The 24,873-nt window shown below is 71.1% G+C and carries 22 protein-coding genes and 1 pseudogene; 9 read left to right on the top strand and 14 right to left on the bottom strand.

Translation table 11 applies throughout. The features are described from left to right. Positions 1–60: 60 nt before the first annotated feature. From ACFW2G_RS23750 to ACFW2G_RS23795, 10 genes and pseudogenes are all read right to left on the bottom strand, one after another. A complete protein-coding gene (locus tag ACFW2G_RS23750) occupies positions 61–459 on the bottom strand; it encodes a cytidine deaminase (protein WP_037919182.1) in 399 nt (132 codons plus the stop codon). Then, a complete protein-coding gene (locus tag ACFW2G_RS23755) occupies positions 456–1,718 on the bottom strand; it encodes an ABC transporter permease (RefSeq protein ID WP_037919180.1) in 1,263 nt (420 codons plus the stop codon). The genes ACFW2G_RS23750 and ACFW2G_RS23755 overlap by 4 nt, the downstream gene beginning before the upstream one ends. Next, complete coding sequence (locus ACFW2G_RS23760) at positions 1,715–2,830, bottom strand: ABC transporter permease (RefSeq protein WP_037919178.1); 1,116 nt, start codon at positions 2,828–2,830, stop codon at positions 1,715–1,717. The genes ACFW2G_RS23755 and ACFW2G_RS23760 overlap by 4 nt, the downstream gene beginning before the upstream one ends. Further along, positions 2,827–4,485, bottom strand: a complete 1,659-nt coding sequence (locus ACFW2G_RS23765) for an ABC transporter ATP-binding protein (protein WP_384582590.1) — start codon at positions 4,483–4,485, stop codon at positions 2,827–2,829. The genes ACFW2G_RS23760 and ACFW2G_RS23765 overlap by 4 nt, the downstream gene beginning before the upstream one ends. 231 nt (positions 4,486–4,716) lie before the next feature. Beyond that, entirely contained in the window at positions 4,717–5,775 is a 1,059-nt protein-coding gene (locus ACFW2G_RS23770) for a BMP family protein (RefSeq protein WP_037919176.1), read from the bottom strand. 229 nt (positions 5,776–6,004) lie between these two features. After that, positions 6,005–7,249 (bottom strand): amidohydrolase, encoded by a 1,245-nt coding sequence (locus ACFW2G_RS23775; protein WP_384452708.1) that lies wholly within the window; start codon positions 7,247–7,249, stop codon positions 6,005–6,007. Positions 7,250–7,386: 137 nt separating this feature from the next. Next, positions 7,387–8,565 carry a hypothetical protein gene (locus ACFW2G_RS23780; protein WP_384452674.1) on the bottom strand — a complete coding sequence of 393 codons (1,179 nt, stop codon included), beginning with the start codon at positions 8,563–8,565 and terminating at the stop codon, positions 7,387–7,389. A gap of 44 nt (positions 8,566–8,609) precedes the next feature. Beyond that, positions 8,610–9,518, bottom strand: a complete 909-nt coding sequence (locus ACFW2G_RS23785) for an N-acetylneuraminate synthase family protein (protein WP_384582587.1) — start codon at positions 9,516–9,518, stop codon at positions 8,610–8,612. A 411-nt stretch (positions 9,519–9,929) separates the two neighbouring features. Next, positions 9,930–10,307 (bottom strand): annotated as a pseudogene (locus ACFW2G_RS23790) (cytidylyltransferase domain-containing protein); the annotation flags it as partial. Continuing rightward, entirely contained in the window at positions 10,304–11,668 is a 1,365-nt protein-coding gene (locus ACFW2G_RS23795; RefSeq protein ID WP_384582527.1) for a DUF6716 putative glycosyltransferase, read from the bottom strand. The pseudogene ACFW2G_RS23790 and the gene ACFW2G_RS23795, both read right to left, overlap by 4 nt. Positions 11,669–11,844: 176 nt before the next feature. On the opposite strand from ACFW2G_RS23795, the gene ACFW2G_RS23800 reads away from it, so the two are divergent. Continuing rightward, positions 11,845–12,825 (top strand): glycosyltransferase family 2 protein, encoded by a 981-nt coding sequence (locus ACFW2G_RS23800; protein WP_384582524.1) that lies wholly within the window; start codon positions 11,845–11,847, stop codon positions 12,823–12,825. Next, on the top strand, positions 12,825–14,159 hold the full coding sequence (locus tag ACFW2G_RS23805; RefSeq protein ID WP_384582521.1) for a polysialyltransferase family glycosyltransferase: 1,335 nt from the start codon (positions 12,825–12,827) through the stop codon (positions 14,157–14,159). The genes ACFW2G_RS23800 and ACFW2G_RS23805 overlap by 1 nt, the downstream gene beginning before the upstream one ends. Positions 14,160–14,180: 21 nt before the next feature. Here the strand turns inward: ACFW2G_RS23805 and leuE are convergent, their stop codons facing one another. Further along, the gene (leuE, locus tag ACFW2G_RS23810; RefSeq protein WP_384582518.1) at positions 14,181–14,831 is read right to left on the bottom strand and encodes a leucine efflux protein LeuE; all 651 of its coding nucleotides are present in this window, start codon (positions 14,829–14,831) and stop codon (positions 14,181–14,183) included. Positions 14,832–14,876: 45 nt separating this feature from the next. Beyond that, entirely contained in the window at positions 14,877–16,457 is a 1,581-nt protein-coding gene (locus ACFW2G_RS23815) for a methylmalonyl-CoA mutase (protein ID WP_384452688.1), read from the bottom strand. 179 nt (positions 16,458–16,636) lie between these two features. Between ACFW2G_RS23815 and ACFW2G_RS23820 the strand changes: the two genes are divergently transcribed. Further along, on the top strand, positions 16,637–17,515 hold the full coding sequence (locus ACFW2G_RS23820) for a L,D-transpeptidase family protein (protein ID WP_078556126.1): 879 nt from the start codon (positions 16,637–16,639) through the stop codon (positions 17,513–17,515). A 338-nt stretch (positions 17,516–17,853) separates the two neighbouring features. Here ACFW2G_RS23820 and ACFW2G_RS23825 read toward each other — a convergent pair whose 3' ends face one another. After that, positions 17,854–18,867, bottom strand: a complete 1,014-nt coding sequence (locus ACFW2G_RS23825) for a hypothetical protein (protein WP_384452692.1) — start codon at positions 18,865–18,867, stop codon at positions 17,854–17,856. Then, complete coding sequence (locus tag ACFW2G_RS23830; RefSeq protein WP_037919138.1) at positions 18,867–19,619, bottom strand: RNA polymerase sigma factor; 753 nt, start codon at positions 19,617–19,619, stop codon at positions 18,867–18,869. The genes ACFW2G_RS23825 and ACFW2G_RS23830 overlap by 1 nt, the downstream gene beginning before the upstream one ends. Positions 19,620–19,960: 341 nt before the next feature. Between ACFW2G_RS23830 and ACFW2G_RS23835 the strand changes: the two genes are divergently transcribed. The 6 genes from ACFW2G_RS23835 (at position 19,961) to ACFW2G_RS23860 (ending at position 24,843) form a co-directional block, all read left to right on the top strand. Next, positions 19,961–20,566, top strand: coding sequence for a 2-oxo-4-hydroxy-4-carboxy-5-ureidoimidazoline decarboxylase (locus ACFW2G_RS23835; protein ID WP_384582515.1), 606 nt, complete (start codon positions 19,961–19,963; stop codon positions 20,564–20,566). Positions 20,567–20,718: 152 nt separating this feature from the next. Continuing rightward, complete coding sequence (gene sdhC / locus ACFW2G_RS23840; protein ID WP_078556124.1) at positions 20,719–21,099, top strand: succinate dehydrogenase, cytochrome b556 subunit; 381 nt, start codon at positions 20,719–20,721, stop codon at positions 21,097–21,099. Positions 21,100–21,104: 5 nt separating this feature from the next. Beyond that, positions 21,105–21,587: a succinate dehydrogenase hydrophobic membrane anchor subunit gene (locus ACFW2G_RS23845; RefSeq protein ID WP_384452697.1), complete on the top strand. Its 483-nt coding sequence runs from the start codon at positions 21,105–21,107 to the stop codon at positions 21,585–21,587. Between the two features lie 23 nt (positions 21,588–21,610). Continuing rightward, positions 21,611–23,365 carry a succinate dehydrogenase flavoprotein subunit gene (gene sdhA, locus ACFW2G_RS23850; protein ID WP_037919133.1) on the top strand — a complete coding sequence of 585 codons (1,755 nt, stop codon included), beginning with the start codon at positions 21,611–21,613 and terminating at the stop codon, positions 23,363–23,365. Beyond that, complete coding sequence (locus tag ACFW2G_RS23855) at positions 23,365–24,123, top strand: succinate dehydrogenase iron-sulfur subunit (protein ID WP_037919131.1); 759 nt, start codon at positions 23,365–23,367, stop codon at positions 24,121–24,123. Before sdhA ends, ACFW2G_RS23855 begins: the two co-directional genes overlap by 1 nt. A gap of 168 nt (positions 24,124–24,291) precedes the next feature. After that, entirely contained in the window at positions 24,292–24,843 is a 552-nt protein-coding gene (locus ACFW2G_RS23860) for a hypothetical protein (RefSeq protein WP_037919129.1), read from the top strand. Positions 24,844–24,873 lie beyond the last annotated feature (30 nt).

Raw genomic sequence — 24,873 nt, forward strand, 5'->3', positions numbered from 1 at the left:
TTCGGGGAACGGAAGGGCGACGGCCCTCCGCCCGGCAGGGGCGAAGGGCCGTCGGCACGGCTATCTCAGGTGATCGGGCCCGAAGGCCTGCGGCAGCATCGCCGCGAGCGGCAGGACCCCGTCCGGGGTGTCCACCAGCAGCTCGTCCCCGCCGAACTCGTACAGCAGTTGGCGGCACCGCCCGCACGGCACGAGGATCTGCCCCTTGCCGTCCACGCACGTGAAGTGCGTGAGGCGGCCGCCGCCGGTCGCCTGGAGGGAGGAGACCAGACCGCACTCGGCGCACAGGCCCAGCCCGTAGCTCGCGTTCTCGACGTTGCAGCCGGTCACGACGCGGCCGTCGTCCACGAGCGCGGCGACCCCGACCGGGAAACCCGAGTAGGGGGCGTACGCCCGGGTCATCGCTTCCCGAGCGTGCGTCCGCAGGACGTCCCAGTCCACCTCGTGCCCCGCGGTCACTTGCCCTGGCCCTTGCGGTACGGCATGCCGTCCGCCTTGGGCATCCGCAGGCGCTGTGCCGACAGGGCGAGCACGAGCAGCGTGGTCAGGTACGGGGCCGCGTCGACGAACTGGCTCGGCACCGAGTCGGTCACCGCGTACCAGACGAACAGCAGCGCGGCGAAGACCGCCGCGATGCCGGCCTGGAGGTACTTCTTCTTGTAGAGCTGCCAGGCGCAGACGATGACCAGCAGGATCGCGATCAGCAGCAGCATGGCGTGGACGTTCTCGGCGCCACCGCGCAGCTTGAGGCTGTCGATGAAGCCGAACAGGCCGGCGCCCATCGCCATGCCGCCCGGCATCCAGTTACCGAAGATCATCGCGGCGAGACCGATGTAGCCGCGGCCGCCGGTCTGGCCCTCCTGGTAGATGGGGCTGGCGACCTCGGACAGGTACACGCCGCCGAGGCCCGCGAGGGCGCCCGAGACGATCACGGCGATGTACTTGTACTTGTAGACGTTGACGCCGAGGGACTCGGCGGCGATCGGGTTCTCGCCGCAGGAGCGCAGGCGCAGACCGAAGGAGGTCCGCCACAGCGCCCACCAGGTGGCGGGGATCAGCAGCAGGGCCACGATGGTCAGCAGCGAGATCTCGGTGATCAGGCCGCCGATCACGCCGCCGAGGTCCGAGACGAAGAACCAGTGCTTGGCCTGGAGGTCGGCCATCCAGTCCGACAGCCCCGGAATGGTGATCTTGGTGATCGGCTCCACCTGCGGGGACTGCTTGGAGGAGCCGCCCGGCGCCTCGGCGAACGTGAAGTTCGACAGGTACTGGGTGAAGCCCAGCGCCAGGATGTTGATGGCCACACCGGAGACGATGTGGTTGACGTTAAACGTGACGGTGATGATCGCGTGCAGCAGGCCGCCGACGGCGCCGCCGGCGATGCCGACCAGGACACCGGTCCAGGGGCCCCACTGGTAGCCGGCCCAGGCACCGAACCAGGTGCCGAGGATCATCATGCCTTCGAGGCCGATGTTGACGACGCCCGCGCGCTCGGCCCACAGGCCGCCGAGACCGGCGAGGCCGATCGGCACGGCGAGGGAGAGGGCGCCGGACACCTGGCCCACGGAGGTCAGGTCGTTGGCCCCGGAGACCAGGCGGACCAGCGAGACCAGCGCGAGGCCGGCCGCGACGATCAGCAGCATCCAGGGAAGGGTGAGCTTCTTGCGGCCGCCCGGCGCGGGTGCCGCCTTCTTCGTGGAAACGGTGCTGGCGCTCACGCCGCGACCTCCTTCTCGGTCTTCATGGCGTGGCCCGCAGCCAGTTCCTCGCCGACCTTCTGCTGCTGGCGGCGGATGCCGTAGCGGCGGATCAGCTCGTAGGAGACGACCACCGCGATCACGATCAGGCCCTTCATGATCGTGCCGATCTCCCGGGCGTAGCCCTCCGTGTCGAGACCGGCGGACGCCTTGTCGATGAAGGCCATCAGGAGGGCGGCGAAGAAGATGCCCACGGGGCTGTTGCGGCCGAGCAGGGCGATGGTGATGCCGGTGAAACCGACGCCCACGGGGAAGCCCAGGTTGTACGTGTGGGTCTCGCCCAGCAGCACCGGCATGCCGGACAGGCCGGCCACGGCACCGGAGATGAGCATCGCAGTGACGATCATCTTCTTGGAGTCGACACCGGAGGCCGCGGCGGCGGACTCGCTCGCGCCGCTGGCGCGCAGGTCGAAGCCGAAGCGGGTGCGGTTGAGCACGAACCAGTAGACGACGCCGAGGGCGAAGGCGATGAAGGTGAAGCCGTAGATCTCACCCGAGTCGCCGAGGGAGAGGGCCGGGAACCAGCCGGACTGCGCGATCTCGCCGGTGGTGAGGTCGTTGGAGCCCTCGACCTGGACGCCGAGGTTCTTCGGCAGGATCAGCCAGGCGATGAGGCTGGTGGCGATGGCGTTGAGCATGATCGTCGAAACGACCTCGCTCACCCCGCGCTTGGCCTTGAGGACACCCGCGATTCCGGCCCAGAAGGCACCGGTGAGCATCGCGACGAGCACGATCAGCAGGATGTGCAGCGGGCCGGGCAGCGTGATGGCGGTGCCGACCAGTGCCGAGATCATCGCGGCGAGGCGGTACTGGCCGTCGACGCCGATGTTGAAGAGGTTCATCCGGAAGCCGATGGCGACGGCCAGGGCTGCCAGGTAGTACGTGCCGGCCTGGTTGACGATGAGGATCTGGACGTCCTCGTAGCCACCGTTCTCGACCATGATGCGCAGGGGCTCGATCGGGTTGATGCCCGTCGCCGCCAGCACGATCATGGTCAGTACGAAGGCGCTGACCAGCGCGAGCAGGGGCCCGGCGATGGCGAGCAGCAGCCGGTCCTTGTCGAATTTCTTCATCGGGCCTCGTCCTCCGTCGTGTCACCGTCGGCAGCGGCGGAGTGGTTGTCGGTTGCTTCCAGGTGTCCCGAGGCGGCGCCCGTCATGGCGGTGCCGAGCTCCTCCGGGGTGACGGTCGCGGGGTCGGCGTCCGCGACCAGGCGGCCGCGGTAGATCACGCGAAGGGTGTCGGACAGGCCGATCAGCTCGTCGAGGTCGGCGGAGATCAGCAGCACGGCCAGGCCCTCGCGGCGGGCCTCGCGGATCGCGTCCCAGATCTGCGCCTGCGCGCCGACGTCCACACCGCGGGTGGGGTGCGCGGCGATGAGGAACTTCGGGTGGTGGCTCATCTCGCGGCCGACGATCAGCTTCTGCTGGTTGCCGCCGGAGAGCGAGGCCGCGGTGACGTCGATGCCGGGCGTGCGCACGTCGTACTCGCGCACGATCCGCTCGGTGTCCTTGCGGGCCGCCTTCGGGTCGAGGATGCCCTTGCGGGAGTTGGGGGCCTCGGTGACGTGGCCGAGGATGCGGTTCTCCCAGAGCGGGGACTCCAGCAGCAGGCCGTGGCGGTGGCGATCCTCGGGGATGTAGCCGATGCCGCCCTCGCGGCGCTTGCGGACGGACGTCCTGGTGATGTCCGCGCCGTCCAGCGTGATGACGCCCGCGTCGGGGGTCATCATGCCCATCAGGGCCTCGATCAGCTCCGTCTGGCCGTTGCCCTCGACTCCGGCGATACCGAGGATCTCGCCCTTGTGGATGGTGAGGTCGATGCCGTCCAGCAGCAGACGGCCGGCCTCGACCTTCTCCAGGGTCGCGGAGTCCGGGGCGCCCGCGGGGGCCAGGACCTCCGGCTCGGCGACGACCGCGTCCGCGGCGGCGACGGTCAGACCCGTCACCTGGAGCATCGGGGTCGTGGTCACGGTCGACTCGCGGGTCTCCGGCGAGGGCAGCTCCGCACCGACCATCAGCTCGGCGAGCTGCTTGGGGGTGGCGGTCTTCGGGTCGGCCGTGCCGACCGTGGTGCCGCGCCGGATGACGGTGATGTCGTCGGCGACCTTCAGGACCTCGCCCAGCTTGTGCGAGATGAAGATGACGGTCAGGCCCTCGGCCTTGAGCTCGCGCAGGTTGTCGAAGAGCGCGTCCACTTCCTGCGGGACGAGCACCGCGGTCGGCTCGTCGAGGATGAGGATCTTCGCGCCGCGGTAGAGGACCTTGAGGATCTCCACGCGCTGACGGTCGGCGACACCGAGGTCCTCGACGAGGACGTCGGGTCGCACGCCGAGGCCGTACGCGTCCGAGATCTCCATGATCTTCTTGCGGGCCTTGGCGCCGATGCCGTAGAGCTTCTCGCCGCCGAGAACGACGTTCTCCAGGACGGTGAGGTTGTCGGCGAGCATGAAGTGCTGGTGCACCATGCCGATGCCGCGGGCGATGGCGTCGCCGGGCGTGTGGAAGGCGACCTGCTCCCCGTCGATGGCGATGGTGCCCTCGTCCGGCTTCTGCATGCCGTAGAGGATCTTCATCAGGGTCGACTTGCCGGCGCCGTTCTCACCGATGAGGGCATGGACCGTGCCCTTGCGGACGGTGATCGCGATGTCCTTGTTGGCGACGACGCCGGGGAAGCGCTTGGTGATGCCGTGCAGTTCTACGGCGGGGGGCGGGCTGGACGCGTTGATGACGCACTCTCCTTGGCGCGAAAGGAGCGGAAGGCAGGGAGGACAGGGCGGGGAGTGAAAGTATCGCGTCCACGATGCTTCTACGCGCGTAGCACTGTCGGAAGTGAAAACTCGCGGCCACAAAGGCTGCTTGGTCACAGACTAGTGATCACAGAACGAGGCTCGGGGCCCGGGAGCGATGACGACCGCTTCCCGGACCCCGGAGACCAGGACTACACGTTCAGGACGGCCTTACGGCGCGGTCTTGACAGTGATCTTGTTGGCGATGATGTCGGCCTTGGCCTTCTCCACCGCGGCGATGAGGTCGGTCATCTCCTTGTACTTCGGGTTGGAGTCGGCCAGGCCGACGCCGTCCTTGTCCAGACCGTAGCGGATCTCACCGGTGGTGGGCTTGCCGTCCTCGACCGACTTGATCAGGTTGAAGACGGAGTCCGAGACGTCCTTGGTGACCGAGGTCAGGATGGAGTCCTTGTACTTCGCCAGGCCGGCCTGGTTGTACTGGTCGGAGTCGACACCGATGGCCCACTTGCCCTTGGCGGACGCGGCCTCGATGGCACCGGAACCGGCCAGACCGGCGGCGGCGTAGATCACGTCGGCGCCCGCGTCGAGCTGGCCCTGCGCGGCGGCCTTGCCCAGGTCGGGCTTGGCGAAGCCGTCGAAGTTCGGCGGCTGGGTCAGGTACGCGGAGAGCACCTTGGCGTTCGGGTTGGTCTCCTTGACGCCCTGGGTGAAGCCCGCCTCGAACTTCTTGATCAGCGGGACCTCGACACCGCCGATGAAGCCGACCGTGCCGGTCTTGGACGCCTTGGCGGCGGCGACGCCGGCCAGGTAGGAGCCCTGCTCCTCGTTGAAGACCAGGTTGGCGATGTTCGGGCCGGTCACCGAGGTGTCGTCGATGATGCCGAACGTGGTGTTCGGGAACTTCGGCGCGACCTTCTTGATGGCCGGGGCGTAGGCGAAGCCGACACCGATGACCGGGTTGTTGCCCTTGCGGGCCAGCTCGGTGAGGCGCTGGACCTTGTCGGCCTCGCCCTCGCCGTCGGTGGGCTCCGCCTCGGCGCCCTTGATCTTGAGGTCCGTCTCGGCCTTCTTCAGGCCGGCGTAGGCGGCGTCGTTGAACGACTGGTCGCCGCGGCCACCGATGTCGTACGCGATGGCTGCGGACTTCTGACCACCCGACTCCGAGGGGGAGGCGGCGTCAGAGGACTTCTTACCGCCACAGGCGGTGGCCGAGAGGGCCAGCGCCGCGGACGCGATGCCCACGGTGGCGATCCTGGTGATCCGGCGCAAGGGGAGGCTCCTTCAAAACCTGACCGAAGCGCCACGACCGGCGCTGGTTTCGCGGCGATCGTAACGCGCGTAGATGTCAGTTAAAGGCCCGTTCATGAGTCGTTATCGGATCGTCGCGAACCGGACAGTGACCGATCGGTAACTGCCAACGCGTCCAGCCCTTGTGTACCAAGGGCCGGACGCGTCCGACGCGCGGCTCACCGGTGAGGTAAGGAAAGCGGCTCGATCGCTACCTGGAAGGCGGCGTGCGGCGCCCGTCGATCAAGGCGGCGGCGGTGAAGAACTCGACGCCGACGGCGATGGCGTCTTCGTCCACGTCGAAGTCCCCCCGGTGCAGATCGCGCTTGGCGGTGTCACCGGGAGCGCGCACCCCCAGGCGGGCCATGGCGCCCGGAACGTGCTCCAGATACCAGGAGAAGTCCTCGCCGCCCAGGCTCTGCTCGGTGTCCTCGACCGACTCGGCGCCGTGGCGGGCCCCCATCGCCTCGCGCAGCAGTTCGGTGACCACCGGGTCGTTGACCACGGGCGGCACCCCGCGCACGTGGTTGATCTCGAACTTGGCCCCGTGCATGGTGGCGATCTCGTCGATCGCCGCGTGGATCATGTCGGGCGCCTCGTGCCAGGCCGCCAGGTCCAGGCACCGCACGGTTCCGGACAGCTCGGCGTGCATCGGGATCACGTTGCAGGCGTGCCCGGCCTCGATCCGGCCCCAGGTGACCGACATGCCCGAGCGGGCGTCCATCCGGCGGGCGAGCAGGGCGGGCGCGTCGACGGCCACCCGGGCGGCGGCGGTGACCAGGTCGGTGGTCAGGTGCGGCCGGGCGGTGTGCCCGCCGGAGCCGGTGAGGCTGACCTCCAGCCGGTCGCAGGCGGACGTGATGGGGCCGCTACGCAGTCCGATCCTGCCGGCGTCGACCCGGGGGTCACAGTGCACCGCGATGATCCGGCCCACGCCGTCCAGCACCCCGGAGCCGATGGCGTCGGTGGCTCCGCCGGGAAGCACCTCCTCGGCGGGCTGGAAGAGCAGGCGCACCGGCCGCGGCAGGAGCCCCTGCCGGTCGAGCTCGGCCAGGACCAGGCCGGCCCCGAGGACGACGGTGGTGTGCACGTCATGGCCGCAGGCGTGGGCGCGGTCCGGGAAGGTCGAGCGGTACGGGACGTGCGTCTTGGCGTCCGGAATGGGGAGGGCGTCGATGTCCGCGCGCAGGGCCAGCATCGGCCGGCCCCCGTCCCAGGTGCCCACGTCACAGATCAGGCCGGTACCGGACTTCAGGACCCGTGGTCGCAGGCCGGCTTCCTCAAGCCTGGCCTTGATCGCCGCGGTGGTGCGGAATTCCTGGTGTCCGAGCTCCGGGTGCATGTGCAAGTCCCGGCGGAAGGCGATCAGTTCGGTGCGCAGGTGGTCCGGAAGTTTGCCGGGCAGCTCGGGCCGGTCGGACGCGACGGGCTGGAGGGTCTGGGACTCGCGGGACATCAACTGGTTCACCCGTTGAAGGGTAGGCCCACGGATGGCTCAACTGACCGGGGATCACGAAAAGTTCATGCCGTTAGGGGAAAGAAACCCAGCCTCTGGACGCATGACCGGGTGGACGCAGGGGTAAACTCGCGCGCTCATCCGGCCGTGGGCGCCGCCTGGGCAGGGAGTCTGTGCACATCACGAGCGGTGTCGGTGACCCCCGCGAGGAAGCTCTTCGCGCGCGGGGACGCGGACCCGGTGAGCCAGGCCGGGTCCACATCGCATACGGCGACGGTGACCCCGGTACCGGTCAGGGCGTACGGCAGGGTGTGGACGACGGTGGACGGAAAACTCAGGATCGTCCGGCCGACGGGACCCCGACGCGCGATCAGTTCCAGCGGCAGATCCGGGCGTACGATCTCCAGCCCGGTCGCCCGGCTCAGGGCGCGCAGCTTCTCCGGGGACTCGCGGCGGTGCGCGAAGTAGCGGGTGGCTCCGTGCTCCAGGGCGAGGGAGCGGACCGCGCCCTGGTACCGGTCCGGGTCGACGACGCCGGTCTCCACCAGCGAGGTACCGACCAGGTCGGTGCCCTGGGTCAGGCGGGGCGGGCCGAAGCGGGCGCGGGTCCAGGCGAAGTCGTTGGCCCGCAGGGTCATCCCGCCGTGCGGGTCGACCGGCATCGAGGTGAACACCTCGACGCGGCGGGCCGCACCCTCCGCGGCGACCCCGTCCGGGACGAAGCGGCGGCGCGCGGCCGCCGAGACGGGAGCGTACGCCAACGCGCGGACCCGGCCGGGCAGCCCTCCGCCACCGACCCGGTGCCAGCGGACGAGGCGTTCGCCGCGGGCGGTCTGGGCGACGAACTCCATGGTGGCGGTGCCGTCGTCGACCACGACGAGCTCCTCGGCGCGCACCAGGGTGAGCAGGAGCTGGACGTAGCGCGAGAAGGGGTCGCCGACGACGACGGTGCGCGCCGCGCGGACGTCGCGCGCCAGTGCGACGAGCGCCTTCACCGGTGCGAGCCGGCTGCCGCGCGCCTCCTGCCACTGCACCTCGCACCCTTCGTCCCGGGCCAACGACGCCATCCGGCGCAGCTGGCCCCGGGACATGGGGTCGGTGGGGGGCAGCACGACGATCCGGACGGGCCGGAGCGTGCCCGCCGGCCGCGGGGCGGGCTCCGGACCCGCTCCCGGTCCGGCGGGGCGCCGCCCGCGCTGGCCCGGAAGACCGTCCAGCCTTCTGCCGGGGTCGGCGCGCGCGTACGCCCACTCCAGCACGTTGAGCAGTTGGACCGGGCTCTCGACGAACGCCAGGGTGGCGGCGGAGGTGCTCACACGTACTCCTTCTCCGGGGGCAGGCGGGACCTTCGCGACACGCCCTAGACGGCCGCCAGCTCGCCGGGGACGCGGCGGAGCTTCTTCATGGGGCCCAGCTCGGATGCGTAGACCCGCTTGATCCCGTCGCCGAGGGCGGTCTCGATGGTGCGGATGTCACGGACGAGGCGGGCCAGGCCGCCGGGCTCGACGGAGGCGGCCTGGTCGGAGCCCCACATCGCGCGATCGAGGGTGATGTGGCGCTCGACGAAGGTGGCGCCGAGGGCGACGGCGGCCAGGGTGGTCTGCAGGCCCGTCTCGTGGCCGGAGTAGCCGATCGGAACGTTGGGGTACTCCTCGCGCAGGGTGTCGATGACCCGCAGGTTGAGCTCCTCGGCCTTGGCCGGGTATGTCGAAGTGGCGTGGCAGAGAAGGATGTTGGCGCTGCCGAGCACCTCGACCGCGTGGCGGATCTGGCGCGGGGTGGACATGCCGGTGGACAGCACGACGGTGCGGCCGGTGGCGCGCAGGGCGCGCAGCAGCTCGTCGTCCGTGAGGGAGGCGGAGGCCACCTTGTGGGCGGGGACGTCGAACTTCTCCAGGAAGGCGACGGCTTCGGTGTCCCACGGGGAGGCGAACCAGTCGATGCCGCGCCTGGCGCAGTGCTCGTCGATGGCGCGGTACTCGTCCTCGCCGAACTCGACCCGGTGGCGGTAGTCGATGTAGGTCATCCGGCCCCAGGGGGTGTCGCGCTCGATGTCCCACTGGTCGCGCGGGGTGCAGATCTCCGGGGTGCGCTTCTGGAACTTCACGGCGTCGCAGCCGGCCTCGGCGGCGGCGTCGATGAGGGCGAAGGCGTTGCCGAGGTCGCCGTTGTGGTTGATGCCGATCTCGCCGACGACGTAGACGGGCCGGCCGGGGCCCACGGTGCGGGCCCCGAAGGTGCGCAGGCGGGGGTCGGGCGTGGAGGTCATGGCAGGGGGCGTCCTTCGGTGCGGGGGCGTTCGGGGTGTGGGCTGCGGATCGGGGTGTGGGGCCGGTCGCGCGTCGGGCCGCGGCTCTGCGGATGCGCCGCCGGGGCGCGGGTCGAGCAGCGGGGCGAGCAGCCGGGCGCGGGCGAGGTCGTGCGGGTCGTCGATCTCCAGGACCCGGGCGGGGTCGGTGGGTACCGGCACGGTGCGGCCGAAGAAGCGGTGGCGGGCGGTGCGGAAGCCGGCGGCGTCCATGGCGTAGGCCGCACCGGTCTCCAGCAGGTCCTGCGGCCGGTCCTGGCGGCGGGGCCGGCTGGACGGGTCGTGGTTGACCCCGGTCCCCGAGCCGTCGGGGGCGTCTCGCCAGAGGAAGCCGTGGAAGGGGGCCACGGTCATGGCCGAGTCGGCCGCCCCGGAGGCGACGGCCACGGCGACCGACTCGACGTCCGAGGTCGCGAGGAACGGGCTGGTGCACTGGACGAGGAGGACCACGTCCACGGTGAGCGAGTGCAGTTCCTCGAAGGCGGACAGGGCGTGCAGGACGGCGGCCTCGCTGCTCGCGGTGTCGCCGGAGATCGCGGTCGGGCGGGCGATCACGTCGGCGCCGGCGGCGCGGGCGGCCCGGGCGACGGCCTCGGAGTCGGTGGAGACCACGACGTCGGTGACGGTCGGCGCGGCCCGGCAGGCCAGGACGGCACGGGCGACGAGCGGGATGCCGGCGACCTCGGCGAGATTCTTGCCGGGGACTCCCTTGGAGCCCCCGCGGGCGGGGATGACGGCGAGGACCCTCACAGCTCCCCCAGCCTGCGGATCACCGGGGCGACCCGCTGCACACCGTGCCGGTACGCCCCGCGGGCGGCCTCGCGCAGGTGGGCGCGGAGCCGGCGGCGCAGCCGGGACCCGTCCTCCTCCTGCCGCGCGGTGCCCGGCAGCGGGGTGCCGTCGGGCGCGAGGCGGTGCCGGGCGAGGATGCCGGGCAGGTATCCGGGCGCGGTGGTGAGCGTGTAGTAGGGCGTGGGCGGGGGCAGCCGGGTCGCGGCGAGCAGCCCGGCGGCCTTGGCCCGGGCGAGGGCGTAGGCGTCACCGCTCGCGCCGGCCCCGGCGGCGCCCGGGCCGGCGGCGCCCGCGGCTGCCGGGCCCGGATCGGCGGTCGGCCGGACGCCCTGGGCGGCCAGCCAGACCGGGTCGCCCTCCGGGAGGAGCCCCGCGTCGAGCTGGTCCCAGGAGGCCAGGCAGCCGGAACCGAGGAAGTGGTGGTTGCCGAGGGCCTCGCGGACACCGAGGTCGGTGAGGACGGCCGTCGGGATGGAGCGGTGCAGGGCCTCCAGGGCGGCCGTGGAGGAGACGGTGACCAGCAGGTCGGTGCCGTCCAGCACCTCGCCCATGTTCCCGTACACCAGGCGGCAGTTGGCCGGCAGTCCGCCGGGGATCTTCTCCGCGAGCCGCTGGTACGGCTGTTCCTCCAGGTGCGTGGTGTGTTCGCCGGGCTTGCTGCGCAGCTTGATCAGCACCTCCCGGTCGGGGTGCTTGCGGGCGTGGCCGGCGGCCCGCTCCAGCAGGTAGGCGCGGTCGGCTCGGCTGTCGGGCACGGAGGGCTGCACGGCGAAAACCACCGTGTGGGGGCGGCTCCCGGCCGGCTGGTAGGGCGCTCCGCCGAGGAAGGGCAGCGCGGTCTCGGTGACGGCGCCGGCGTCCGCGCCGACCCCCTCGTACACGGCGCGGAAGCGCTCGGCGTCGTGGCGGGAGTTGGCGAGGACGAGGTCGGCGCCGTGTCTCAGCAGCAGCCCGTCGGCGAGCTTCTCGTACACGACACCGACGTACCCGGTGACCAGTACGGGGCGCGTGGCGGGGGCCGGCCACAGGGCGCGGGCCCCGTGCAGGACCGCTTGGACGGCACCGCCGACGAGCGCGAGGACGACCACGTCGTAGTGCTCGCGTGCGATCTCGGCGAGGAACCCGGCGCAGGTCACCTCGGTCGGCCGGTCGGTCTCCACCCCGACCTCGCCGAGCTGGCGGGCGGTGGGCGTGGCCCGACCGCGCAGCAGGTATCCGGTGAGCCGGTGGTCGGGCACGAGACGGCGGGCGGTGGTGACGCCCCATTTCCATCGCGTGTCGGAATCGGCGAGTACGGCGACGCGTTTGCGTTCTGGCACGCGGCAGAACGTATTCGGCGTTTTCGGTGATCGGCCCAACGAGCGCACAACAGCGGGTTAACAAAGCGTCGACTGAATGCGAAAGCGCACGGGTTAACCCGCCCGCCCCGCGCCGTTCACATGAAATCCGCATCCGGGCCACGGTGAATGACGGGCGGCGCCCTAATCTCTCGCGGGTGCCCAAGCTCTCTGTCGTCGTGCCGTTCTACAACGTGCAGACATACGCGCCGGACGCCCTGAAGAGTCTCGAACTGAACGCCCGTGGGGATTTCGAGTTCCTGCTCGTCGACGACTGCTCGACGGACGGGACACCCGACCTGCTGGAACGGGCGGCGGGCGAGCTGCCCGGGGCGGTGCACCTCAGACACGGAAGCAACGGCGGCCTGGCGACCGCCCGGAACACCGGGCTGGACGCGGCCCGCGGCGAGTACATCGCCTTCCTGGACGGGGACGACTGGATGGCCCCCGGCCATCTGGCCCGGATGCTGGCCGCCATAGAGGCACTGGACTGCGATTTCATCCGAACCGACCATGTGCGGTGCACGGGCCGGACGCGGAGCGTGCAGCGGGTCCCCTTCGGCCCGCAGGCCGTCGTCGCCGATCCGCGCGGCGCGATCCTGCCCGCCGACCGGGCGACCTCGGTGGACTACCCCTACGCCTGGGCCGGGATGTACCACCGGCGGCTGCTGGACCGTGGCCTGCTGCACTTCACCGACGGGCTGCGGACGGCGGAGGACCGGCCGTGGATCTGGCGGCTGCACCGGGAGGCCGGGTCCTTCGCCGCAGTCGGACTGCCCGGAATCTTCTATCGGCGCGGTGTTTCCACCTCGTTGACGCAGATCAGGGACGAGCGGCAGCTCGATTTCATCCGGGCATTCGACGAGGTGCTCGCCGGTGTCGCCGCCGACCGGGAATCCGATCTGCTGATGCCGAAATCCGTACGAACATACTGCGCCATTATCGCGCACCATTTCGGATCCATCGAAAGGTACAAGCCGGCCGTGGCCAAGAAACTCCGCCTGATGAGCGCGGCCGCGCTCGGCCGCATGCCCCAGGACGTGCTCGACCAGGCCCTGGAATCGATGGACGCCGAACGCTCCGCGCTCCTGCGCCGCCTGCGCGGCGGCCGCCGCACCCTGTCGGGGGCGACCGTCTGATGCTCACGCAGATCTTCCTGGCCTCCACCCTCTACGGGGCCGCCACCCTCGCGGCGGGCGTCGACGCGGGCCGCTACCCACCCGCGGGCCGCCGGATCCTGCTGACCAGCAACCACTCCGCCACCGCCGAGGTGGCCCCGGGAGTGGCCGGCATGCCGGGTTTCGCCGCCGTGCGCACGCGCTTCGACGAGGTGCTCGACTGGAACGCCGTGATCGAACCGCAGCACCCGAGCACCTGGGCCCCGCGCGCCGAGGACGTCCCCATCTGGGAACGGCACCTGCGCGCGCTGTGGGGGCTCGGCGATGACCGGGTCGAGCTGATCGTGGAGTCCCTCCAGGTACCGCCGGCCCAGTCCCTGTGCCGGGTCTTCCCCGGCGCGGCGGTCGACGTCTACGCCGACGGGCTGATGAGCTACGGGCCCACCCGCTTCCGCCTCGACCCGCAGCTCGGGATGCGGGTGCGGCGGGTGCTCCATCTCGATCTGGTGCCCGGCCTGCGGCCGCTGCTGCTGAACGAGTTCGGGGCGCGGCCGGAGGCGGTGCCGGCGGAGTCCTTCCTGAAGGTCCTCGCGGAGCTCCCGCCGCACGGCCCCGGCCTGGACGACGTCGGGGAGTCCCCGGCCCTGCTGCTGGGCCAGTACCTCTCGGCGCTCGACCTGATGAGCCCGGACGAGGAGGAGGAGCTGCACGCCTCGATGGTCCGGGGCGCCTTCGCGCTCGGCCACCGCTCGCTGGTCTTCAAGCCCCATCCCGGCGCACCGGGCGAGTACGCCCGCCGGGCCGCGGCGGAGGCCGAACGGCTCGGCGCCCGGCTCACCGTGGCGAGCGGCGCGGTCCTGGCCGAGACCCTCTACGGGCAGCTGCGCCCGGCGCTCGTCGTCGGCTGCTTCTCCACCGGACTGCTGACGGCCGCCACGCTGTACGGCCTGCCCGTCGCCCGCACCGGCACCGAGGCCGTGTTGGCCCGCCTGGCCCCGTACCAGAACAGCAACCGGGTACCGCTGGTGCTGGTGGACTCGCTGCTGCCGGACCTGGCGGACGCGGCGGCGGTCCGCGCCTGGACTCCCGCCTCCCTGGGACGGGCGGGAACCGAGCGGGCCGGTCTGCTGACCGCCGTCGGGTTCACCATGCAGCCGCAGGTCCTCGCGACGCGGCGGGCCGCGGCCGAGGCGTACCTCGCCGCGCACCTGACCCCGGACACCTGGCGGTACTTCACCCGGCGCCGGCTGACCGGGCTGGGCCTGCCCGGCGGCATCCCCGCACAGCTGTCGTTCCTGCCGCGCAGCCGGACGGTGCGGCGCATGGCCCGGACCCTGCGCCGCGTCCTCACCTGAGGTGTTCCGGGCCGGGCGGGGTCAGCCGACCGCGAGCTTGGCCGCGAAGCCGAGGAACAGCACGCCCGCCGCCGAGGTCGCCCCGGCCGACAGCCGCCTGCGGCGGCGGAAGGCCTCCGAGAGCCGGGTGCCGCCGAATATCAGCAGCGTCAGGTAGAGGAAGCTGCCGGTCTGCAGCAGACCGCCCAGGACCAGGAAGGACAGCGCCGGGTAGGCGTAGGACGGGTCCACGAACTGCACGAAGAAGGACATCAGGAAGAGGATGGCCTTCGGGTTGAGGAGGCTGATCAGCAGGGCGCGCCGGTAGGGGCGTTCGTGCTCGGCCGGACCGGCGGGGGCCGCGGCGCGCGCCTCGTCCCGGTCCCGGCGGGTGCGCCACAGCGCCCAGGCGCCCCGCATCATCCCGACGGCCAGCCAGGCCAGGTAGCCGGCGCCGAGGAACTTCACCACGGTGAAGACGAGCGGGCTCGCCCGGAGCAGCGCCCCGGCACCCACAGCGGTCAGGGCCATCAGCACGGCGTCGCCGGTGAACACTCCGGCGGCGGCCTTGTAGCCCGTGCGCACCCCTCGGCGGGCGGCGACGGACAGCACGTAGAGCGAGTTCGGTCCCGGCAGGAGAATGATCAGGACGAGGCCGGCGAGGTACGTCGGCAGATCGATGACACCCAGCATGGGCAGGAGTGTCCCATGCGGACGCCCCTGACAGCCCCGGGGATCTCACCATGTGGAACCAGTGGGCTCGTACGTCCCCCACACCTCCCGCAGCACCCCGCAGACCTCCCCCACCGTGGCCCGCGCGCGCAGCGCTTCCTTCATCGGGTACAGCACGTTCGCCGTTCCCCCCGCCGCCTCCCGCAGCGCCCCGAGCGCCGCCGCCACCGCCGCCCCGTCGCGCTCCGCCCGCAGCCGCGCGAGCGCCGCGCGCTGCCGCTCCTCGATCGCCGGGTCCACGCGCAGCGGCTCGTACGGTTCCTCGCGCTCCAGCGCGAAGCGGTTGACGCCGACCACCACCCGCTCCCCGTTGTCGGTCTCCCGCGCGATGCGGTAGGCGTTCCGCTCGATCTCCGCCTTCTGGAAGCCGGCCTCGATCGCGGCCACCGCCCCGCCCCGCTCCTCGACGCGCCGCATCAGGTCGAGGACCGCCGCCTCCAGTTCGTCCGTCATCCGCTCCACCGCGTAGGACCCGGCGAAGGGGTCCACGGTGTGCGGCACGTCCGTCTCGTACGCGAGGACCTGCTGGGTGCGCAGCGCGAGGCGGGCGGACTTCTCCGTCGGCAGCGCGATCGCCTCGTCGAAGGAGTTGGTGTGCAGCGACTGGGTCCCGCCCAGGACCGCGGCCAGGGCCTGCACGGCGACGCGCACGAGGTTCAGCTCGGGCTGCTGCGCGGTGAGCTGGACCCCTGCGGTCTGGGTGTGGAAGCGCAGCATCATCGACTTCGGGTCGCGCGCTCCGAACTCCTCCCGCATGACGCGGGCCCAGATCCGCCGGGCGGCACGGAACTTCGCGACCTCCTCCAGCAGGGTGGTGCGGGCCACGAAGAAGAAGGAGAGCCGGGGCGCGAACGCGTCGACCGCCATCCCTGCGGCGAGGGCGGTACGGACGTAGGCGATGCCGTCGGCGAGGGTGAAGGCCACCTCCTGCGCGGGCGAGGCGCCGGCTTCGGCCATGTGGTAGCCGGAGATGGAGATGGTGTTCCACCGGGGGATCTCGGCCCGGCAGTAGCGGAAGGTGTCGGCCGTCAGCCGCAGCGAGGGTTCGGGCGGGAAGATGTAGGTCCCCCGGGCGATGTACTCCTTCAGGACGTCGTTCTGGATCGTCCCCGTCAACCGCGCGCCCGAGATGCCCTGTTCCTCCGCGACCAGCTGGTAGAGCAGCAGGAGCAGGGCGGCGGGCGCGTTGATCGTCATGGAAGTGGAGACCCGGTCGAGGGGGATCCCGTCGAACAGCGTCCGCATGTCGTCGAGCGAGTCGACGGCGACCCCGACCTTGCCGACTTCGCCGTGGGCCAGGGGCGCGTCGGAGTCGTGGCCCATCTGGGTCGGCAGGTCGAAGGCGACGGACAGCCCGGTGCCGCCGCCGGCGATGAGCTGCCGGTAGCGGGCGTTGGACTCGGTGGCCGTGCCGAAGCCGGCGTACTGGCGCATGGTCCACGGCCGACCGGTGTACATGTTCGGATAAATCCCCCGGGTGTAGGGGAAGTCCCCCGGTGCACCCAATTGGACCGCGGGGTCCCATTCCGTCAGATCACCCGGCCCGTAGACCGGTTCGACCGGGATTCCGCTCTCCGTGCGTGCCATGTGACGAAGTCCTCCGTAGAGCAACCGGGCCCGGGGCTGGTACAACCTTGCCCGCGCACCGCTTCTCAAGGCTGCGGACGGTTGCCGGTCACGATGGCGCAACATCCCGGAACCCTGTGCAACTCTCCACGCGCGCCAGACATCACCTAGATACACGACGTAGAAACCGGGGGACTGCAATGCAGCGCCAGAGAGCCATAATCCGCACGATCGGGGTCGCCACCGCCGTCGCGCTCGCCGCGACCGCCTGCGGTCCGCAGAAGACGGAGTCCGCCGGCTCCTCCTCCGCGGCACCGTCCTCGCCCACGGCGGGCACCACCCCCGAAGCCTCCCCGTCCACCGACGACAAGCCCGGCGAGCCCTCGGCATCGGCCTCGGCGTCCGCCTCCGCCTCCGCCTCCCCGTCGGCCTCGCCTTCGCCCTCGGTGAAGCAGATCATGGCCAACGGCGACGAGAGCGAGCAGGTCCGCGAGCTTCAGGCCCGGCTGAAGCAGCTCAAGCTGCTCACGGTGACGCCGACCGGCTTCTACGGCTCGAAGACCACGGCCGCGGTGAAGTCCTTCCAGTCGAAGAACGGCCTGGATGCCACGGGCGGGGTCGACGCGAAGACCTGGAAGAAGATCCAGAGTTCCAGCAAGAAGCCCACGGCCGACGAGCTGCGCCCGCCGACCGTCAACGAGGTCGCGGCGCCGGACCCGCGCTGCATGACCGGCCGCGTCATGTGCATCAGCAAGGAGAGCCGCACCCTCGCCTGGATGATCGACGGCAAGGTCGTCTCGACGATGGACGTCCGCTTCGGCTCGGAGAACACCCCGACCCGCGAGGGCGTGTTCAACGTGGGCTGGAAGGCCAAGGACTGGACGTCGACGATCTACCACACGCCGATGCCCTACGCGATGTTCTTCAGCGGCGGCCAGGCGGTCCACTACTCCGCCGACTTCGCGGCCCGCGGCTACAACGGTGCCTCGCACGGCTGCGTGAACGTGCGGGACAAGGCCAAGCTGTCGAAGCTCTTCGACGACGTGCAGGTCGGCGACAAGGTGGTCGTCTACTGGTGATCCCGCCGAGGGTGCCGCCGGAACCCCGGTTCCGGGCCCCGGCCGCGCGGCCGGCCGCCAGCCGGTGAAACGCGACAGGCCGTCCCCTTCGCAGTCCGGTCGTACCGGCGGACCGAGAAGGGGACGGCCTGTCGCGTTGAGCGGCCGTCCCGCCGAAGGGGTCGGGGTGATGAAGTGAGGGCGCGGGCAGGGCCGGGGGAACGTGCCCCGCCCGCGCCGGTTGCGCAGAGCCCAGGGGTACGGGGGGAACCCCGGCTCATGCGCGGCCGATGACCAGTCGGCTCGCTTAGTACTGCGCCGCCGATTCGAAAAGTGTTACAGGCAGGTCAGCGCATGTGTCAGCGGCCGGCGCGCAGGGCGGTGGAGCCTTCCGGAACAGCTGGTTCCAGGCTCGGCGCCCTCAGCGTCCCGCCACTCGCCGGAGGGGAGTCGCGGCGCTTGGCGCCGCCGGAGTCCCCGTCCAGCACCGCGGCGCAGTAGGCCGGTATCCGCAGGAGCCCGTCGGCCAGACGGGACAGCCGCTCGCGCCGGTCGTCGTTGATCCGGCCCCCGCGGTACTCCTCGCAGAGGTCCGTCTTGAGCCGGCTGTCCAGCTCGCGCTGACGGTCCTTGCCGGATTCCCCGGTGCCCAGGGTGTCCCGGCTGCCCTCCTGGCCGCCCCCTCCGCTCCGGTCGTCCGGGGCGGTCTTGCCCGAGCCGCCGGCCGCCGAGGTGCCCGCGGAGCCGTCGGAGTCCGCTCCGGTTCCCGGCGTGGTACGCCCGTCCCCGCTGGGTGACGGCAGCACCGGGGCGAACGCCGGGTCCGAGCCGTCGGGCACGGGGGTGGACAGCGGCTCCGGGGTGAAGGTCGGGGCACCGGTGCCCCTGCCCTGGACCGGGCTCTCGCCGGCACTGATGGACATCGCCGGTCCGGGCCCCGCGGCGTCGTGCCGGGAACGGTCCAGGAGCCCGGCTCCCGCCGCGGCCGCCAGCCCGCCCGCGGCGACGCTCGCGAGGGCCGCGGCCAGGCCGAGGCTCACGGTCCGGGAGCGCCGCCGGATCGGCACGGGCGCGGGGAGGACGCGGCCGAGGTCGACCAGGGGTTCACCGGAGGCGTCGGCCCCGGACGACGCGGCGGCCGGGCGTGCGGCGCCGCGCGCCGCACGGTAGGCGTCCACCGCCACGGCCTCACCGGGCAGTTCCGTACCGCTGGGCGCCGCCACCGCGGCCAGGGCGTCCAGAGCCGCTCGGAGCCGGGCGGCCTCCGTCGCGGCACGCGTGCCGGCGGCGGGCCCCACAGGTTCCGCCGGTCCACCGCGCAGGAATGCTTCCGCCGCGGCCTCGTCCAGCCACCTGTCGCGCTCGTCGGCCATCACATGTCCTTCTGCGTCCGCCAACGTGAATGCGTCACACCGGTTTGTTCTGCGTAGCTGCCGCCCCGGCCGCGCTGTGCGGGTACGGCGTCGAGATCCCCTCCGCCCCCGCCGCCCCACGCGTGGCCCTCGGCATTATGGCCGACCGCGGCGCCGGCCCTGGAGCCGGTGCCCGGACCTGCCTCGAAACCGCCGTCCGCGCCCTGTGCGGCGAGCAGTTCCGCCAGCTTCTTCAGGCCGCGGTGCGCGGCGGTGCGTACGGCCCCGGGCCGCTTGCCCAGGGTCTCGGCCGCGCTCTTGGCGTCCAGGCCGACCACGACCCGCAGGACGACCGCCTCGGCCTGATCCTGCGGCAGCTGGGCTATGAGCGCCATGGTGCGCCCGGTGTCAAGGGACTCCATCGCCGCGCCGGCCGTGTCGCACTCGGCGGCCCAGCCCGTCAGTTCGGTGTCGTCGCCCCCGATGGCGGGGCGGCGGCCGCGCATGCGTATGTGGTCGAGGGCCCGGTTGCGGGCGATGCGGGCGGCCCAGCCGCGGAAGCGGTCGGCGTCACCGGTGAAGGAGTCGAGGTCCCGGGCTATCTGCAGCCAGGCCTCAGAGGTCACGTCCTCGGCGTCGCCGTCTCCGACGAGCGTGCGCACGTAGCCGAGCAGGCGTGGATGCACGGCCCGGTACACAGCACGGAACGCGTTCTCGTCACCGCTCTGTGCCGCGAGCACTGCGGCGGTCAGCTCCGCGTCGTCCCCCAGCAAAGTCCCCAACCTGTCCTGTACGTGTGGCGCAAATCAGCACGTTACGGCTTTCAAGCACCTCTCGTCCACGAGTGATACAACGTGCAACCAATCCTGCGCGGAGCGAGGTGTGACACAAAACGCACTCGCGGCGCTGACAGGGGTACGGGCTTGTCGCACGAGCCCGTGACGGATGGCGGCCGGGGCCTCTCCTGTGGGGGGTGGCGGCCTCGGTCGCCCTCCCCCTTTCGGGCTTTCGGGCACTCCACCATGCCCGCCCGCGGCGCTCCCGTCATCCTTTCGGCTCTCTTCCGGGTGAAATCCCCGCATGGGTACGACACGCTCCCCCCTGCGTCGATAGCGTGGCGGAACACCCGCGCCGCGCCCCGAGGAGCCCCCCGCTGTCCAGCCACCTTCCGGCACAGGCCCGCGGCTGCTCCGACCCCTCGCACGGCCCCGGACTGACCCGGTTCAACAGCCTGCCCCCCGAAGCCGCCCGGGCGGTCCTCCTGCAGTGCTGCGGAAGCCGGCGCTGGGCGCACCGGGTGGCGGCACACCGCCCCTATCCCGACGCGGACGCCCTGCGCGCCGCCGCGGACGAGGCCTCGTACGACCTCTCGCAGTCCGACCTGACCGAGGCCCTGGCCGCGGAGCACTCGGCCGAACTGGACCACGGGGCGCCATACGCCGCGCTGCTGGCCCTCGAAGCGGCCCACACGGAGTACGAACGCAAGTTCGGGCACGCCTTCGTGGTCTGCCTGGACGGGCATCCGCCGGAGGAGCAGGCCGACCAGCTGCTGGGGGCGATCCGCCGGCGGATGGGGCACGAGGCGGACGAGGAGCGCTCGATCTCCGCGGACGAGCTCCGCCGCGTCGCGCAGTCCCGGCTGCTGGACCTGACACGCTGGCTGACCCGCTCCCACGGGGCGGCCGCGGCTGAAATCGGGCTATTCGCCCCCGTGGGATAGCCCGTACGTGCCTGTTTGATCACACAGCCCGACCCCGCGCGAGGGAACCGACAACTCGTCGCTACGATGTCCGGGGCCGGTGGACCGTACCCGGCCGGGCCCGACCGACAAAGAAGCCGGCTGGCCCCCGCCCCGCTTCCGGAGGGTTTTCCGTGCCGGCTGGAACGTTGTACCGCGGCCGGGAAGGAATGTGGTCCTGGGTGGCTCATCGAGTCACCGGCGTCCTCATCTTCTTCTTCCTGTTCGTACACGTCCTCGACACCGCTCTCGTCCGCGTCTCCCCCGAGGCGTACGACGATGTCGTGGCTACCTACAAGACTCCGATCGTCGCGCTGCTGGAGTACGGCCTCGTCGCCGCCATCCTCTTCCACGCGCTCAACGGTCTCCGTGTCATCGCCGTGGACTTCTGGTCCAAGGGCCCGCGCCACCAGAAGACGATGCTCTGGTGGGTCGTGGGCATCTGGGTCGTGCTGATGGCCGGGGCCCTCTACCCCGTGCTCGGCCACGCCTACCTCGAACTGTTCGGGAAGTGACGCGCATGTCCTCTGACACTTCTTCCGCCAAGGGCATCGGCGACGTGGAGGGCGTTTCCCTCTACGACGTCGACAACCCCGCGCCGTACATCGAGGCCCCGCGCAAGCGCACGGGCAAGACGCCCCGCTCGACGCGCGGCAACTTCGAGATGGCCGCGTGGCTCTTCATGCGCCTCTCGGGCATCGTGCTCGTCGTCCTCGTCATCGGCCACCTGGTCATCCAGCTGGTGCTCGACGGCGGCGTGTCCAAGATCGGCTTCGCCTTCGTGGCCGGCCGCTGGGCGTCCCCGTTCTGGCAGGTCTGGGACCTGCTGATGCTGTGGCTGGCGATGCTGCACGGCTCGAACGGTCTGCGTACCGTCATCAACGACTACGCGGAGCGCGCCAACACGCGGCTGTGGCTGAAGGGCCTGCTCTACACCGCCACGGTGTTCACCATCCTTCTGGGCACGCTGGTGATCTTCACCTTCGACCCGAACATCCGCTAGGCAACGGGGCTGAGGCGAAACCAATGAAGATCCACAAGTACGACACCGTCATCGTCGGCGCCGGCGGCGCGGGCATGCGCGCCGCCATCGAGGCGACGAAGCGCAGCCGCACCGCCGTCCTGACGAAGCTGTACCCCACCCGCTCCCACACGGGCGCCGCGCAGGGCGGCATGGCCGCCGCGCTGGCCAACGTGGAGGAGGACAACTGGGAGTGGCACACCTTCGACACGGTCAAGGGCGGTGACTACCTGGTCGACCAGGACGCCGCCGAGATCCTGGCGAAGGAGGCCATCGACGCGGTCCTCGACCTGGAGAAGATGGGCCTGCCGTTCAACCGCACCCCGGACGGCACCATCGACCAGCGCCGCTTCGGCGGCCACTCCCGCAACCACGGCGAGGCACCGGTCCGCCGGTCCTGCTACGCCGCGGACCGCACCGGCCACATGATCCTCCAGACGCTGTACCAGAACTGCGTCAAGGAGGGCGTGGAGTTCTTCAACGAGTTCTACGTCCTGGACCAGCTCCTGGTCGAGGAGGACGGCGTCAAGAAGTCGGCCGGTGTGGTCGCGTACGAGCTCGCCACCGGCGAGATCCACGTGTTCCAGGCCAAGGCCGTCATCTACGCCTCCGGCGGCACCGGCAAGTTCTTCAAGGTGACCTCCAACGCGCACACCCTCACGGGTGACGGCCAGGCGGCCTGCTACCGCCGCGGCCTGCCGCTGGAGGACATGGAGTTCTTCCAGTTCCACCCGACGGGCATCTGGCGCATGGGCATCCTGCTGACGGAGGGCGCCCGCGGTGAGGGCGGCATCCTCCGCAACAAGGACGGCGAGCGCTTCATGGAGAAGTACGCGCCGGTCATGAAGGACCTCGCGTCCCGTGACGTCGTCTCGCGCTCCATCTACACCGAGATCCGTGAGGGCCGCGGCTGCGGTCCGGCCGGAGACCACGTGTACCTGGACCTCACCCACCTCCCGCCGGAGCAGCTCGACGCGAAGCTCCCGGACATCACCGAGTTCGCCCGCACCTACCTGGGCATCGAGCCGTACACGGACCCGATCCCGATCCAGCCCACCGCGCACTACGCCATGGGCGGCATCCCGACCAACGTCGAGGGCGAGGTCCTCAGCGACAACACCACCGTCGTCCCCGGCCTGTACGCGGCCGGCGAGGTCGCGTGCGTGTCGGTGCACGGCGCGAACCGCCTGGGCACCAACTCGCTGCTGGACATCAACGTCTTCGGCAAGCGCTCCGGCATCGCCGCCGCCCGGTACTCGCAGGAGAACGACTTCGTCGAACTCCCCGAGAACCCGGCGCAGCAGGTGGCCGACCTGGTCGAGCACCTGCGCAACTCCACGGGCCAGGAGCGGGTCGCCGACCTGCGTCTGGAGCTCCAGGAGACGATGGACGCGAACGTGATGGTGTTCCGCACGGAGCAGACCATCAAGACCGCGGTCGAGAAGATCGCGGAGCTGCGCGAGCGCTACAAGAACGTGTCCGTCCAGGACAAGGGCAAGCGCTTCAACACGGACCTACTGGAGGCCATCGAGCTGGGCAACCTGCTCGACCTGGCCGAGGTCATGGCCGTGTCCGCCCTGGCGCGCAAGGAGTCCCGCGGCGGTCACTACCGCGAGGACTACCCCAACCGCGACGACGTCAACTTCATGCGCCACACCATGGCGTACCGCGAGGTCGGAGCCGACGGCTCGGACTCGGTCCGGCTCGACTACAAGCCGGTCGTCACGACCCGCTACCAGCCGATGGAGCGTAAGTACTGATGGCTACCCCCACCCTGGACAAGATGGAAGAGGCGGCTGCGGCCTCCCCGTACATCACGGTCACCTTCCGGATCCGCCGCTTCAACCCCGAGGTCTCGGACGAGTCGCAGTGGCAGGACTTCCAGATCGAGATCGACCCGAAGGAGCGCGTGCTCGACGGTCTCCACAAGATCAAGTGGGACCTGGACGGCACGCTCACCTTCCGCCGCTCGTGCGCGCACGGCATCTGCGGCTCGGACGCGATGCGGATCAACGGCAAGAACAGGCTCGCCTGCAAGACGCTGATCAAGGACATCAACCCCGAGAAGCCGATCACCGTCGAAGCCATCAAGGGCCTCACGGTGATGAAGGACCTCGTGGTCGACATGGAGCCCTTCTTCCAGGCGTACCGGGACGTCATGCCGTTCCTGGTCACCAAGGGCAACGAGCCGACGCGTGAGCGCCTGCAGTCCGCCGAGGACCGCGAGCGCTTCGACGACACCACCAAGTGCATCCTGTGCGCCGCGTGCACGTCCTCGTGCCCGGTGTTCTGGAACGACGGCCAGTACTTCGGCCCGGCGGCGATCGTCAACGCGCACCGCTTCATCTTCGACTCGCGTGACGAGGCCGGCGAGCAGCGGCTGGAGATCCTGAACGACAAGGACGGCGTGTGGCGCTGCCGCACGACCTTCAACTGCACCGACGCGTGCCCGCGCGGCATCGAGGTCACGAAGGCGATCCAGGAAGTCAAGCGTGCGCTGATCACGCGCCGCTTCTGACCTTCCCTCCCGGCCTGCACGAGGGCCCCGCCCCGGTTCGTCCGGAGCGGGGCCCTCGTGCGTCGCCGGGGCGCGTCGAACGGCTGCCGGAGGCCTCCCCCCGATCGGGGACACCGGGCTGCAGGAGCGGGGGTACAGGGCGGGGGTGCCTGTGGAAGGATCGGCCGTATGAGCGAGCAGCAGCCGAACCCGTACGCGAGCGGCCCCGCCGGCCAGGGCGGCACGTCCGGTGCGCCGGGCCATGGCGACTACAAGTGGGGCCCCGGTGAGGCCAGTTACGGATACCCCCAGCCCTACCCGGCGGCCCCCGCCTACCATCCGACCGTCGGCGGCGCGGGCGTCCCGGTGCCCGCCGGGTACTCCGCCGCCCCGGTCGGCGGTGCGGGCTTCGCGCTCGGCGACATCACCGTCGCCGGCGACCAGATCATCACCCCGTCGGGCACGATGCCGCTCCGGGGCGCGATGTGGAACGCGACGGACTTCTCGCGCACCGAGGAGAAGATCCCGCCCCACGCGATCGTGCTGGCGATCGTCTTCTTCCTGTTCTGCCTGCTCGGCCTGCTCTTCCTGCTGATGAAGGAGAAGACCACCACCGGCTACATCCAGGTCACCGTGACCAGCGGCGGCCGCCACCACTCCACGATGATCCCCGCGGTGGACGCGAACACCTACCACTGGGTCATGTCGCAGCTGGGCCACGCGCGTGCGATGAGCATGTGAACCCCCGGAGACGCAGGCGGGCCCCGGCCG

It is taken from the genome of Streptomyces sp. NPDC058880, from assembly GCF_042742535.1.
Classification (GTDB): Bacteria; Actinomycetota; Actinomycetes; order Streptomycetales; family Streptomycetaceae; genus Streptomyces.